Below are 13828 nucleotides of genomic sequence, written 5' to 3'. Positions count from 1 at the left end.
CATCCATGGGGAACTCGAACCAACTTCCGATTGTTAGTCACTCCCCCACAGCGCCATCGCGCGGTGTGATGATCGCCAGTTATCTGCTCATGGCTGGCACCTTGTTGCTGGTCATGTGGCAAAAACTTTTGCCCGGGCTGCTGTGCGCATGTCTGGGCTTTTTGTTAACCCGTGCCATCGCAGCCTTACTGGCACGGATTGACCGGCGTCCGCCCGGCCCCGCGCCGGACCGCTGGGCCCAGGTAACGGCTGCCACCTTGGTGGTTATTGCGCCGCTACTCTGGATTGCCCTGGCACTGACCCACTCGCGCGGCTATCTCACCGACATCCCCCACCAATACAAAGAGCTGCTGAACTATTTGGCGCACACGGTGCTGGAGTTGCAGCAAAAACTGCCACAAGAGCTGGGCAATCTCCTGCCTCAAGGCGCTGCGGAGATTCAGCAAGCCATCGCCACCAATCTGGCGACCAAAGCAGGCGCTCTGGCCATGGCGGGCAAAGCGTGGCTCGGTGGATTGCTGCATGCCTACGTGGGCCTGCTGATTGGCGCGCTGGCGGCGGTGCGCCCACGGATTGTGCCGCGTGCCCCCCTAACCCAAGCCTTGCAACACCGCGTGATGCTGATGGGCGAAGCATTCCGCCAAATCGTAGCCGCCCAGTTCTGGATTGCCCTGTTTAACACCAGCTTGACCGCAGGCTTTTTGCTGCTGGTTCTGCCGCTGTTTGACATGGCGCTGCCTTATACCCCGGCCTTGATCATGCTGACGTTTATTGCAGGGCTGATTCCCATCGTGGGCAACCTGTTTTGCAACGTGGTGCTGACCATTGTTGGCCTGTCGGTCTCCCCCACCGCAGCCGCAGTGTGCTTGGGCTTTTTGATTTTGATTCACAAGGCGGAATACGTCATCAATGCCAAGGTAGTGGGTCAGCGCACCCACATGGCCGTGTGGGAGCTGCTGACGGTGATGTTCATCGCCGAATCGGTGTTTGGCCCCGCTGGCTTGGTGGCCGCACCGCTGTTTTACGCCTACCTGAAAAAAGAGCTGGAAACCGCAAAGATGGTGTAGCCCACCAAGGCTTGCAAAAAACCATAGCTAGCAGCGCAAGACAATCAAGCACTTGCACATCAAAACACTGCCAAACCAAGAAAAATAGAGCGCTAGGCGCTCTATTTTTTATTCTCCGATGGCAGTGGCTTACGGCTTAGATTTCTGCGCGCAGCAACTCAATGCGCGCCTCAATCACCGGCAAATCCTGGGGGGCAGGCGCCATACGCACATAGTTTTGCAAATCTTTCAATGCCGCGTCGCGCTGCCCCAGCTGTGCCAGCACCAAGCCGCGATCACGGTAGCAGTCTGCATCCAGCGGGCGCAAAACAATCAAGCGGTGCAGCACGCCCAGCAGCAAGTCCAAGTGCTCTTCTTCCACGTACACGCTCTTCAAATTGCGCAACATGCGCTCAATGATTTCGCGGCCACTGGCAGGCATCAAAAACAAATGCAGCGGTGCCATCTCCTCTTCGGCCAGCCCCCAGCCTTCACGAAAAGGCTCCAAGCGCTCTGACAGCATGGCTTGCGTCAGCCCCAGCCCGCTCAATGGGTCTTGGATAATGATGCCCTCGTCCACATGCACCTTCACCAGAAAGTGCCCCGGAAAAGAAATGCCATCGACCTTCAGCCCAATGCCCTGGGCCAACTCCATCCACAGCACCGCCAAAGTAATCGGAATGCCACGGCGTGTTTGCAGCACATGGTGCACATAGCTGTTGGCAGGGTTGGCAAAGTCGTTCGCATTGGCGGCAAAGCCCAATTTTTCGTAGAAAAACGCGTTGAGCATGAATGTGCGCTGCAGCGCCGTAGCCCCCACAGGAATGGACTTGCGTAAGCGCTCTACCCAGTCATCCACCTGCAGCAGCACGCCCTGCACGTCCAGATCGGGGGCGGCATCCAACGCCAAGCTGGTTGCGGCTTCCAGCACCGGAAAGGCTACGTCATGCCCAACCAGGCAAGCGAAGTGATCTAGCGCAGAGGGGGCTTCAAAGTTCAGCTGCATGGAAGGCACTCTACCGCGATTTCACTGTATGCAAAGCGAGCACTGCAGAGCAGCCTTTCAACGGCGCAGCAAGCTACGCAATTTGACCCCAGACGCCCGCAAAGCACCAAAATAAATCACGGCGGAGCCGGCCAGCATCAACGCCATCAGGCCAGCACGCTGCCACTCATGGACTTGCAACGCCTTCCAGTCCCATTGCTGGGCACCCCAAATTAAAAAGGCCGCCAGCAAAGCAGAGGCTGCCGCCACCTGCACAGCGTACTTGAGCCAACCCGCCGCAGGCTGGTAGGCACCACGGCGCAGCAAGCCAATCAGCAGCCACGTGGCATTGACCAATGCTGCCAAGCCAATCGACAGTGCCAAACCGGCATGCGCCATCCAGGGCACCAGCACCACATTCAAAATTTGCGTCAACACCAGCACCGCCACCGCAATCTTGACCGGCGTTTTCATATCCTGGCTGGCAAAGTAGCCCGGCGCCAGCACCTTGATCGCCACCAGCCCCACCAAACCAGCACCATACCCAATCAGCGCCAAGGCGATGTTAGACACATCCTGGCTGTGCAACGCCCCACGGTGAAACAAGGTGGCCACCAAGGGCTCTGCAAATGCCAGCAAACCCACTGCACATGGCACGGCCAGCAGCACCACCAGACGCAGCCCCCAGTCCAGCATGTTGGAGTAGCGCTGTGCATCGCCTGCGGCCTTGGCCGATGCCAGCTGCGGCGTCAGAACCACGCCCAGCGCTACGCCCAGCAGCGCCGTGGGAAACTCCATCAACCGGTCGGCATAAAATAGCCAGGTCACGCTGCCCGGTGTGAGGTAAGAAGCGATCTGCGTATTGATCATCAAGCTGACCTGCGCCACCCCCACACCCAGCAAAGCGGGCGCCATCAACGACAGAATGCGGCGCACCCCCCCGTCATTCCAGGCTGCTTGGAAGGCTGCAGGCGACATACCAATGCGCGGCAACAACCCCAGCTTCTTCAGCGCAGGTAGTTGCACACCCAGCTGCAGCACCCCGCCCAGCATCACCCCCGCAGCCATGGCGTAAATCGGCTCCACACCTTGGCGCTCCAGCCACGGTGCCAGCAGCAAGGCTGCCGCAATCATGCAGATATTGAGCAACACCGGCGTGGCCGCCGGAACCGCAAACTTGCGCCACGTATTGAGCACCCCAGCACACAGCGCCACCATCGACATAAAGCCGATGTAGGGGAACATCCAGCGCGTCATCCACACTGCCGCTTCGTGCGCGTGACCACTGTTCAACCCGCTGGCCAGCAACCACACCAGCACCGGCGCGCCCGCCACGCCCACCAAACAGGTCAAAAGCAACACCCAAAACAGCACCGTGGCCACATTGCCAATCAGCGCCCGCGTGCGCTCCTCGCCTTCTTGCGTCTTGGTGGTGGCCAGCACGGGCACAAAGGCCTGACTGAACGCCCCCTCGGCAAACAAGCGCCGAAACAGGTTGGGAATACGGAAAGCAACGTTGAACGCATCCGTGAGCGCATTCGCGCCGAACATGGACGCCATGATCAAATCACGCACCAAACCCGTGACCCGAGAGGCCAGAGTCAGCAACGAAACGGTAGAGGCAGATTTAAGAAGTGACACCCGCGCAGTGTAGCCACGCGCCACCCTGCCAAGTTGCTGCGGCCGCCAGCAGATACACAAAATTTCGCAAAAGCCCCGCAGCACCCCAAGGCCTGCAACACCCACCGGCATCACCCCCAAGCGCTTTGTTGGTGCAACGTTGCACCAACACAATGCAAACACACCACCATGGTGCACCGACCGATTGGCTACTGCACCCTGCACATGAGCGCAAGCGTTGCTATAATCTAGGGCTTCGCTGGCATCATCCCCAGACAACAAAGGAAATACATCATGGCAACTAAAGCCAAAAAGAACCCCCGCCTGGCCTCCGGCCGCAAGCGCGCTCGTCAAAACGTTAAGCTGAACGCTGCAAACACATCGCTGCGTTCCAAGTACCGTACCGCTGTGAAGAATGTCGAGAAGGCTGTTCTGGCCGGCGACAAGGTGAAGGCTACCGAACTGTTTGCCAAGGCGCAGTCCGTGCTGGACTCCGTTGCTGACAAGGGCATCTTCCACAAGAACAAGGCCGCTCGCGATAAGAGCCGCCTGTCCTCCAAGGTCAAGACCTTGGCACTGGCCGCCTAATCCACATTTAGGCATCGCACGAAGGACCTAGCCCTTCGCCGTTTGCTTCGGGTGCGCTGCCAGCGAAACAAAAGAACCGCCTCACGGCGGTTTTTTTGTGCCTTTTTTATGACGTTGCGCCCCGGCAGCCATGAATGTTTCGCCTGCATCTACAACGCGCAGGCATGAAAAAAACCGCCCTCTGGCGGCTCGTTCACACACAATCAAGGCGGTTTACGCCCACAGCAGCGTTATTTTTCAGCGTCAGGAATCAGGCAAGCCTCGACCACCTGCAAATTATTGTCGCGAGCAAAGTTCAGCACGAAGTCCCATGCCATCGGCTCATGGGCTTGCAAATCACGGTGCACCACAATGCATTTAAAGCCATTCATGGTGGTGGGAACGCACCAGGGCGAATAGCCCAAATGGCTGCCACGCTGGGCGCCACCGGGACGAAACTGACTCATCACACCCGCCAAACGTTCGGCCCAGTCACTGGGGCGAAAAGTTTTTCCCTCCAAGGTGACACCTTGGATGAATATTTCTTTGGAGCTTGGGGAAACCATCAGGATCAATCCGGTAATACGGGGTGCGCTGCGGGATCGCCGCTATGTGCACCGACTCTTCAATTCTAACTCTTATATAAGACACAGGCAGGGCACTCGGGATTGCAATCCATGCATAGCTTTATTCCAAATATGGAAGTGAGCATGCCGCAGCGCTTATAGGGCCCTAAAATCATTCTCTTGTCTTTTGCAAAAGCTGCAAAAGTTGTGCCATGACTGTTATGTCCGGAGATTGATTCATGACCGCTCACATTGAGGCTGCCTCGCCCCACGTTATGCCCACTTATGGCCGTGTGCCAATTGCGCTGCGACGAGGCCAAGGCTGCCGCGTGTGGGATGTGAACGGCAAGGAGTACCTGGACGCCTTGGGCGGCATTGCTGTCAACACGCTGGGCCACAACCACCCCAAGCTGGTGCCCGCCCTGCAAGAGCAGCTGACCCAGCTGATCCACACCTCCAACTACTACCACGTACCCGGCCAAGAAGAGCTGGCCAAGCTGCTGACAGAGCGCGCAGGCATGACCAATGTGTTCTTTTGCAGCACCGGCCTGGAAGCCAACGAAGCCGCCATCAAGATTGCGCGCAAGTACGGCGTGGACAAAGGCATTGAAAAGCCTGAAATCGTGGTGTATGACCACGCCTTCCATGGCCGCTCCATCGCCACCATGTCGGCCACGGCCAACCCCAAGGTGCGCAACGGTTTTGGCGCCTTGCTGGAAGGCTTCACCCGCGTGGCCCCCAACGACTACCAGGCGCTGGTGGAAGCCACTGAGGGCAACCCCAATATCGTCGCTGTGATGATGGAGCCCATCCAGGGCGAAGGTGGCCTGCACCCCATGCGTGCGGATTACCTCAAGCAAGTGCGCGCCCTGTGCGATGCCAATGGCTGGCTGCTCATCATGGACGAAGTGCAAGCCGGTATGGGCCGCACCGGCAAATGGTTTGCCCACCAGTGGGCAGGCATTACGCCCGATGTGATGACCCTGGCCAAGGGCCTGGGCTCTGGCGTGCCAGTGGGTGCGGTCGTGGCGCACAACGCTGCGGCCAACGTGCTGCAAGCTGGCAACCATGGTTCCACTTTCGGCGGCAACCCGCTGGCCATGCGTGCGGGCGTGGAAACCATTCGCATCATGGAAGAAGATGGCCTACTGGCCCACGCCACGCAAGTGGGCGGCCACCTGAAAGCCAAGCTGCTCGCCGAGTTGGGCAACATGGACGGTTTTGTCGAAGTGCGCGGCCAAGGCCTGATGATTGGTGTGGAACTTGCAAAGCCCTGCGGCCAACTGATTGGCCAAGCGGCTGAGGCTGGCCTGCTACTGAGCGTCACTTCCGACACCGTGATCCGCCTGGTTCCTCCTCTGATCTTGACCCAGGCCGAAGCCGACGAAATCGTCACCCGCCTAAAGCCTTTGGTTCAAGCCCTGCTGGCCGCCTGACACTCCAAGGAATACTGCATGAAGCACTATTTGCAATTTAGCGATTTCACCGCCGACGAGTACAACTACCTGCTGACCCGTGCGGCCTTGATCAAAAAGAAGTTCAAGAACTACGAAAAGCACCACACGCTGAGCGACCGCACGCTGGCCATGATCTTTGAAAAGGCCAGCACCCGCACGCGCGTGAGCTTTGAAGCCGGCATGTACCAGCTGGGTGGCTCCGTGGTGCACCTGACCACGGGCGACAGCCAGCTGGGCCGCTCCGAGCCCATTGAGGACAGCGCCCGCGTCATCAGCCGCATGACCGATTTGGTCATGATTCGCACCTTCGGCCAAGACAAAATCGAGCGCTTTGCCGAGCACTCGCGCGTACCCGTCATCAACGGCCTGACCAACGAGTTCCACCCCTGCCAGATCCTGGCCGACATTTTCACCTTCATTGAGCACCGTGGCTCCATTCAGGGCAAAGTCGTGGCGTGGGTCGGTGATGGCAACAACATGGCCAACACCTGGCTGCAGGCTGCGGACTTGCTGGGCTTTACCGTACACGTCAGCACCCCCGGTGGCTACGAAGTGGACGAAAAGCTGGCCTTCAACGGCAAGCCTCCACGCCCCGGCTGCTACAAAGTTTTCAAAGACCCACTGGAAGCCTGCAAGGGCGCCGATCTGGTCACGACTGACGTGTGGACCAGCATGGGCTACGAAGCCGAAAACGCCGTGCGTATGAAGGCCTTTGCCGACTGGTGCGTCGACCAAGAGATGATGCAGGCCGCCAAGCCTGAGGCCGTTTTCATGCACTGCCTGCCCGCACACCGCGGCGAGGAAGTGACCGCCGAAGTCATTGACGGCCCACAATCCGTGGTCTGGGATGAAGCGGAAAACCGCATGCACGTGCAAAAGGCGCTCATGGAGTACCTGCTGCTGGGCAAGCGGGGCGACTAATTACGCCTAACGATACGACCTATTTGTGATGCGCGCTCTACCTTGCTTTGGCACGCCTCTCACAAAAACAGGAGCTGCTTACGCGCGCCTGCTCAAGCTTTCGCACATCTTTAGATTGCAAAGCCAAGCAGGATCAGCGCTAGCAGCTCTTTTTTTATTTAAGCCGCGCAGCACCGTCACCACGCTGCGCACGCAAGCCCCCTTCTCTTGCTCTGCCAGCGGCACGCGCACGCTAGATTTGCGCCGCATGGCCCGCCGCCGCAGCGCGCTGCACGCCATTGCCTGCAGCCATCTGCTGAAAACGCCGCGCTACCTGCTCGGTCACACCTAGGTTCTCTCTCTTTTTTTACGCTGCACTGCACGCTTTTGCGCTTGCCGTGGGTCGGTCTGTGTCTTGCTTGTTCTTGGCCAGACCACACCCGCTACGGCCTGGCGGTGTGTGTGGCGGCGCCTGTTTGGGATTTTTTGCCTATTGATACAACCGCTGAAAAAAGCGCTCGCTTCCCCATGACTGAAGCCATTCACCCCTGCCTCCAATGCGGCGTATGCTGTACCAATTACCGCGTTGAATTCTCGATTTACGAGCTGCAATCCATGGGCGGCACCGTGCCCGATGAACTGGCCCACGAGGTGCCCGGCAAAGGCAACCGCGCCCGCATGAACGGTACCGCACAGCACCCCGTGCGCTGCGTCGCGCTGGGGGATCTGGGCAACGACTGCGTAGGCTGCACGATTTACGAACAACGCTCGCGCCCCTGCCGTGATTTCCCGTTTGCTTCGTATGGCTGCCACGACACCCGCGCCAAATTTGACCTGCCCGCACTGACCGAAGCCGAGGTCGAACGCTGGGCAGAAGCTGCATAACACCCCACCATGGCACACCCCCACCCTTGCCTGAGCTGCGGCGCCTGCTGCGCATCGTTTCGCGTCGATTTTTCGATCTATGAATCCGAAGACAACGGTGGCCGTGTGCCCCGTGGTCTGGTGGATGAGGTCAATGACTTCACCTGCCGCATGCGCGGCACTGACTACGCCCGCCCCCGCTGCGCTGCCTTGACCGGCACAGTCGGAGAGCGCGCCGCCTGCGGCATTTACGAATGGCGCCCCTCACCTTGCCGCGAATTTGCAGCGGGCTCTGACGCCTGCAACCGCGTGCGCCTGCGCCACGGCCTGCCCGCGCTGGAAAGCGGACTGCTGTAAGACCGGCTTGCTGGCCGCCACGCTGCAATTTTGTTCAATACAAGCGCCGCAGCACGGGGCACAGTGCGCTGCGTGAATGAAACCATCTTTTCTCCTTTGTGTCCCACGCTGCTTGCCATGGGCAATTTCGCCTTGGTGGGCGCCATCACCCCCGGCCCGGTCAATGTGCTGGCCCTGCGCCATGGCAGCCAACGCGCACGCCAACCAGCGCTGGGGTATGTGCTGGGCGCCAGCCTGAGTTATGGGGCCGTCGTCGCCTGCATGGGCTTGGCCAGTGCACCGCTGCTGCAACAGCTGCCGCAGTTGGCGCAGACTGCCGAATGGCTGTGCGCGGCCTATTTGCTGTGGCTGGCCTGGCGACTGGCCAGCGCAAAGCACACGGCATCCAGCAGCGTGCCAGCCAGCGCGGCCATGCCGATCGGACGGGCTTTTGTCCAAGGTGCCGCCGTGCAAACGCTCAACCCCAAAGCCTGGTTGTTTGCCCTGTCTGCCGTGGGGCTGTTTGTGTTGCCCTATGCGGGGCAAACCACGAACCGCCTGGGCTTGCTGTGCGCCGTCTCTCTGGTCGCCTGCATGGTGGGCGTCGGCTGCTGGGCCTTGCTGGGCCGCACCTTGGTGCGCTGGCTGCAGACCCCGCTGCGCCAGCAACGCTTGCACTAGGCCTTGGCGGTGCTGTTGGTGTTCAGCGTGCTGAGCATGCTGGCATGATGGACGCCATGGATCGCCCAGCTTCCCACCAGTTTTACCGCCACCCGCAGCTGCCCTGGGCGGAGTTGCGGGTGAGCCAGCATTCTCCGCATGCCTACCGGCTGCATATGCATGCCGAGTATTCGCTAGGTTTGGTAGACCAAGGACACGCCACCTTCACCCACCCCGCAGGCCCGCAGCACTTGCACGCAGGCAGCGTGGTCTTGATTGAGCCGTATGTCTGGCATGCCTGTAACCCGGCAGCCGTCACGGCGTGGTCGTACCGCATGCTGTATCTGCAAGCCGGCTGGCTGCACGATGTACTGGGCGTACAAGGCCTGCGTTTTGCACAGCGCGCCCTGAGCGATGTGCACGTGGCGCAGCAGCTGCACCAGCTGTGCGTGCAATTGACCCAGACCACGGCGAATGCACAAGCGTGGACAGACCAGCTGCGTACCCTGCTGCAACGCACATCGCTGATACACCCCCTGCCTCAGCCACTGGCCACTGAAGACCACACCGTGCAATTGGCGCTGGAACAGTGGCACGAGCAACCCGAAAATGCCCTGAACATCCACGCCATGGCCCAGGCGCAGGGGATGAGCACGTCACGGTTTATCCGCCACTTCAAAACCGCCACCGGGGTTACCCCCGGCATTTACCGCCTCAACATCCGCCTCAATGGTGCTCGCTGTCTGCTGGCCCAAGGCGCCGCGCTGGCAGATGCCGCACTGGCCATGGGTTTTGCCGACCAGTCGCACCTGCAGCGCGCCTTCAAGGCCCACCATGCCGCCACGCCGGGCTGCTATGCGAAGCAGCAGCTGGCGTCACTGTAAGACCTTGTAATCTGCGCGCCTGCATCGCTTCAAGCCACTGGCGTGCAGGCTCCCTGCGATGGCATCTGCATACTGCAGCTAAGCGCCACTTCAGGACAAGGAGGCTGCCATGTCTACTTTGCTCATGGTGATTGCCAGCGCCTTCATTGTGTGCGGGCTGCTGGTGGCGGTGATCTGCCTGCAAGCTACTTTGTCGGACACCCCCAACGACCTGTGAACCCCGGCATCCCCCTGTGGCTGCAAAAAAGCGCGCCGCCAACGATACTCAGAGGTTTCTCGATTCGATAGGACCCTGGGCGCAATGGGCGATTTCCAAGACATACAACAACGCGAAACTGGTCTGAAACAGCACCTGACCAGTGCCCAAATGGTGATGATTGCCATTGGCGGCGCCGTCGGCACCGGGCTGTTCATGGGCAGCGCCTTTGCCATTGGCTTTGCCGGCCCTGCCGTGCTGGCCAGTTACGCCATCGGTGCTTTCATCGCCCTGTTGCTGATCGGCGCTTTGGGCGAGATGACGGTGGCCCACCCCACCTCCGGCTCCTTCGGCGCCTACGCCGAGTACTACCTTGGCCCGCTAGCCGGCTTTGTGGTGCGCTACGCCTACTGGGCGGCGCTGGTGCTGGCCGTGGGCATGGAGGTGACGGCCGTGGGCATCTACATGGCCTACTGGTTCCCCACCGTGCCGCAGTGGATCTGGGTGGCCGTGTTCTCTGCGGTGCTCATTGGCATCAACCTGCGCAGCGTCAAGGTGTATGGCGTGGCGGAATATGCGTTCTCGGCCATCAAGGTGGCCGCCATTGTGGCGTTTGTGCTGATTGGCGCCTATGTGGTGTTTGGCGCGCACATCCCAGGCATTGGCCTGCAGAACTACGCCGTAGGCGGTGGCTTTTGGGCCAAAGGTATCTCCGGCATGTGGCTGGGCGTGATTGTGGCCATGTTCAGCTATCTGGGCGTTGAAGCGATTGCCGTGGCAGCGGGCGAAGCCCAGCACCCGCAAAAAGCCGTGCAAAGCGCCATGAAAACCACGGTGCTGCGCCTGGTGCTGTTTTACCTGCTCACCCTGGCGCTCATGCTGGCCATCGTGCCGTGGACGGAAGCCGCCACGCAAACCAGCCCCTTTGTGCGTGTGATGGAAATCATCAACATCCCCTACGCCGCCGGCGTGCTGAATTTTGTCGTGCTGGTGGCCGCCCTGTCGGCCATGAACAGCCAGCTGTACGCCACCTCGCGCATGATGTTCAGCCTGGGCCGTGCCCGCCAGGCGCCCGCCGTGTTTGGCCAGGCCAACCAGCGTGGCGTGCCTGTGGCCGCCATTTTGATCTCCAGCCTGGGCGCGGGTGTAGCCATGTTTATCAATGCTTTCTGGCCCGATCAATCCTTTATCTGGATGATGTCGATTGCCATGTTTGGCGCCATGTTTGCCTGGTTCATGGTGTTTGTCACCCACCTGGCTTTCCGCCACCGCCGCGACCAGGCTGGCGTAGTCAGCGCCTTTCGCATGTGGGGGTTTCCATGGCTGACCCTGCTGGGGGCCATCCTGATGGCGGCCGTGCTAATCACCACCGCATTCACCCCGCAATTTCGCCTGACGCTGGCCTTTGGCCTGCCGTGGCTGGTGCTGCTGAGCGTGATTTACCTGCTGCGCCGCAAAAAATAAGCGCAGCACGCATACTTGCCAGCCTGTGACTCGCTCGCGAGCCACAGGCTTTTTTATTGCCCTGCATTTGCCATGACCGCCACGCCACAGATTTGGGACATCTCCGCCCCGGTGCACAGCGCCAGCCCCGCCTACCCCGGCGATGCGCCCTACCAGCAGCGCTGGACCGCGCGGATTAGCGCGGACTGCCCGGTCAATGTCAGCGCCATCAGCCTCTCGTCCCACCTGGGCACGCATGCCGATGCACCGCTGCACTACGACGCCAGCGGCCCCAGCATGGGTGCGGTGGATTTGCAGCCCTACATCGGCCCCTGCAGGGTGATTCATGCCATCGGCTGCGGCCCGCTGATTGCGTGGCAACACTTGCAGCACGCCATCAACCCCGACTTGCCGCCGCGCGTGCTGGTGCGCACCTATGCGCAGGCACCGCAGCAGTGGGACGAGCACCTCAGCGGTATGGCAACCGATGCCATCGCCCGCCTGGCCGAGCTGGGCGTGCAGCTGATTGGCATTGACACCGCCAGCATTGACCCGGCGGGCAGCACTGCGCTGGACAGCCACATGCTGGTGCGCGCACGCGGCCTGCGCATTCTGGAAAACCTAGTGCTGGACGCCGTGCCCGAGGGCGACTACGAGCTGATTGCCCTGCCACTGAAGCTGATGGAGGCCGAGGCCTCGCCCGTGCGCGCCATCCTGCGGCCTCTTGCAGCCTGATGAGAAATCTTCCTTCAGCGCTTGTCTGGCAAGCACTGGCAGCTATCAAAACAAAGAAAACAGAGAAATTTGCCTTCATGACCGAACGCATTGCCATCATCGACTTTGAAACCACCGGCATGAGCCCCGCCCATGGCGCACGTGCGGCCGAGGTGGGCATTGTGGTGGTGGAAAGCGGACGCATCGTCGATCACTACCACAGCCTGATGAATGCCGGACAGCCCATGCCGTGGAACATCACCCAGCTCACCGGCATCAACACGGCCATGCTGCAGGCCGCGCCACCAGCTGAGGCAGTGATGCGCGAGGCCGCCGCCTTTGTAGGCACCATGCCCATGGTGGCGCACAACGCTTCGTTTGACAGCAAGTTCTGGGTGGATGAACTGCAGCGCGCGGGGTGCGCAGCCCCTCAGCCTTTTGCCTGCACGGTGCTGCTGTCGCGCCGTCTGTACCCGCAAGCGCCCAGCCATGCGCTGGGGCGCATCGTGCGCTTTTTGGATTTACCGCCCGCCGACAAGGCCCACCGCGCCTTGGCCGATGCGCAAATGACAGCCCACTTGCTGCTGCGCATGCAGCACGATCTGCAAACCCGCTGGCACATTCCGCAGCCTGCACACCACCTGCTGCAGCACATCCAAAGCTGCCAGCGCCAGCACATGCCCGCCTTGCTGCAGCGCACCTGCGAACTGCAAACCCAGCCCCAGCTGCCGGGCATGCTGGATGCCTGAAAGCGTGCAGCGCGCCTGAGGGCCATTCACACCACCCAGCCCGTCTTCGAGGTGCGGTTGAGATTGCCATTTCGATTGCGATCAGGCCATGCAAAGACGTACCAAGGTCGGTGCTGCAATTTCTTATTGCATAGCTTGCAGCACTTGCATATCAAGCACTTCCGATACATTTAATGCTGAAATCCAATATATACCAGCGCTAGCAGCTATCTTTTTTAAGAATGGCTCTCACGCAATCGCGCCTTCTTGCTGCAACAGCTGTTGCTTTCGCGCAATGCCCCAGCGGTAGCCACCCCAGCCGCCATCGCTGCGCAGCACGCGGTGGCAGGGCACCAGCACCGCCAGCGGGTTGGCCGCGCAGGCACCGGCCACGGCACGCACGGCCTGCGGCCGGCCTATGGCCTGGGCCAGCTCGGTATAGCTGCGGGTTTGCCCCGCCGGAATGCCGCGCAAGGCCTTCCATACTTTGCGCTGAAAATCCGTGCCGCCCAGCACATCCAGCGGCACCACATGCTGCAAGCTGGGGTGCGCCAAAATTTCCAGCACGGTATCGCCCCAGCGCTGCAGCACAGGGCCGCCGGTGTCCAGCTGCGCCTGCGGATAGCGCTGCTGCAAGTCACTAATCAACTGGGGTTGATCGTCGCCCAACAACACCGCTGCAATCCCTTTGGGCGTAGCCGCCACCAAAACCTGCCCGAGCGGGCACGCACGCACGATGTAATGCAAAACGAAAGGTGTAGCGGGGGTGGAAGTGCGTGTGCTCATAACCACCACTCTATGCCTGCGGTACCGGCTCGCCAAGGGCAAATCCCTACACCGTGGTGACAGTTGCCGCGGCCGC

The 13828-nt window shown here is 60.6% G+C and carries 15 protein-coding genes; 11 read left to right on the top strand and 4 right to left on the bottom strand.

Annotation, left to right across the window (positions count from 1 at the left end):
- Positions 1 to 5 precede the first annotated feature (5 nt).
- Positions 6 to 1067, top strand: coding sequence for an AI-2E family transporter (locus B3R00_RS06055; RefSeq protein ID WP_219162475.1), 1062 nt, complete (start codon positions 6 to 8; stop codon positions 1065 to 1067).
- Positions 1068 to 1203: 136 nt separating this feature from the next.
- On the opposite strand, the gene B3R00_RS06050 is transcribed toward B3R00_RS06055, so the two are convergent.
- Together B3R00_RS06050 and murJ are read right to left on the bottom strand one after the other, a co-directional pair.
- Positions 1204 to 2052 carry a SirB1 family protein gene (locus B3R00_RS06050; RefSeq protein ID WP_286998045.1) on the bottom strand — a complete coding sequence of 283 codons (849 nt, stop codon included), beginning with the start codon at positions 2050 to 2052 and terminating at the stop codon, positions 1204 to 1206.
- 57 nt (positions 2053 to 2109) lie between these two features.
- Entirely contained in the window at positions 2110 to 3672 is a 1563-nt protein-coding gene (murJ, locus tag B3R00_RS06045) for a murein biosynthesis integral membrane protein MurJ (protein WP_286998044.1), read from the bottom strand.
- Positions 3673 to 3945: 273 nt separating this feature from the next.
- On the opposite strand from murJ, the gene rpsT reads away from it, so the two are divergent.
- Positions 3946 to 4239, top strand: a complete 294-nt coding sequence (gene rpsT / locus B3R00_RS06040) for a 30S ribosomal protein S20 (protein WP_174862777.1) — start codon at positions 3946 to 3948, stop codon at positions 4237 to 4239.
- Between the two features lie 230 nt (positions 4240 to 4469).
- On the opposite strand, the gene B3R00_RS06035 is transcribed toward rpsT, so the two are convergent.
- Complete coding sequence (locus B3R00_RS06035) at positions 4470 to 4784, bottom strand: DUF3579 domain-containing protein (protein ID WP_219162478.1); 315 nt, start codon at positions 4782 to 4784, stop codon at positions 4470 to 4472.
- 239 nt (positions 4785 to 5023) lie between these two features.
- Between B3R00_RS06035 and B3R00_RS06030 the strand changes: the two genes are divergently transcribed.
- The 9 genes from B3R00_RS06030 to B3R00_RS05990 all read left to right on the top strand — a co-directional run bounded on the left by B3R00_RS06030 (position 5024) and on the right by B3R00_RS05990 (position 12987).
- The gene (locus B3R00_RS06030) at positions 5024 to 6220 is read left to right on the top strand and encodes an aspartate aminotransferase family protein (protein ID WP_286998041.1); all 1197 of its coding nucleotides are present in this window, start codon (positions 5024 to 5026) and stop codon (positions 6218 to 6220) included.
- An 18-nt stretch (positions 6221 to 6238) separates the two neighbouring features.
- The gene (gene argF, locus B3R00_RS06025) at positions 6239 to 7162 is read left to right on the top strand and encodes an ornithine carbamoyltransferase (RefSeq protein WP_286998040.1); all 924 of its coding nucleotides are present in this window, start codon (positions 6239 to 6241) and stop codon (positions 7160 to 7162) included.
- 507 nt (positions 7163 to 7669) lie between these two features.
- On the top strand, positions 7670 to 8026 hold the full coding sequence (locus tag B3R00_RS06020; RefSeq protein ID WP_286998039.1) for a YkgJ family cysteine cluster protein: 357 nt from the start codon (positions 7670 to 7672) through the stop codon (positions 8024 to 8026).
- Between the two features lie 9 nt (positions 8027 to 8035).
- A complete protein-coding gene (locus B3R00_RS06015; RefSeq protein ID WP_286998038.1) occupies positions 8036 to 8362 on the top strand; it encodes a YkgJ family cysteine cluster protein in 327 nt (108 codons plus the stop codon).
- A 72-nt stretch (positions 8363 to 8434) separates the two neighbouring features.
- The gene (locus B3R00_RS06010; protein ID WP_286998037.1) at positions 8435 to 9022 is read left to right on the top strand and encodes a LysE family translocator; all 588 of its coding nucleotides are present in this window, start codon (positions 8435 to 8437) and stop codon (positions 9020 to 9022) included.
- A gap of 56 nt (positions 9023 to 9078) precedes the next feature.
- Positions 9079 to 9885, top strand: coding sequence for an AraC family transcriptional regulator (locus B3R00_RS06005; protein ID WP_286998036.1), 807 nt, complete (start codon positions 9079 to 9081; stop codon positions 9883 to 9885).
- 301 nt (positions 9886 to 10186) lie between these two features.
- Complete coding sequence (locus B3R00_RS06000; RefSeq protein WP_286998035.1) at positions 10187 to 11545, top strand: amino acid permease; 1359 nt, start codon at positions 10187 to 10189, stop codon at positions 11543 to 11545.
- Between the two features lie 72 nt (positions 11546 to 11617).
- On the top strand, positions 11618 to 12259 hold the full coding sequence (gene kynB, locus B3R00_RS05995; RefSeq protein WP_286998034.1) for an arylformamidase: 642 nt from the start codon (positions 11618 to 11620) through the stop codon (positions 12257 to 12259).
- Between the two features lie 77 nt (positions 12260 to 12336).
- On the top strand, positions 12337 to 12987 hold the full coding sequence (locus B3R00_RS05990) for a 3'-5' exonuclease (protein WP_286998033.1): 651 nt from the start codon (positions 12337 to 12339) through the stop codon (positions 12985 to 12987).
- A gap of 228 nt (positions 12988 to 13215) precedes the next feature.
- On the opposite strand, the gene B3R00_RS05985 is transcribed toward B3R00_RS05990, so the two are convergent.
- Positions 13216 to 13752 (bottom strand): methylated-DNA--[protein]-cysteine S-methyltransferase, encoded by a 537-nt coding sequence (locus tag B3R00_RS05985; RefSeq protein ID WP_286998032.1) that lies wholly within the window; start codon positions 13750 to 13752, stop codon positions 13216 to 13218.
- Positions 13753 to 13828 lie beyond the last annotated feature (76 nt).

It is taken from the genome of Comamonas sp. UBA7840, assembly GCF_002501455.1.
GTDB classification, from domain to species: Bacteria; Pseudomonadota; Gammaproteobacteria; order Burkholderiales; family Burkholderiaceae_C; genus Comamonas; species Comamonas jiangduensis.
Note: the sequence above shows the minus strand (reverse complement) of the source record. Positions and strands in the feature narration are given on the sequence as shown.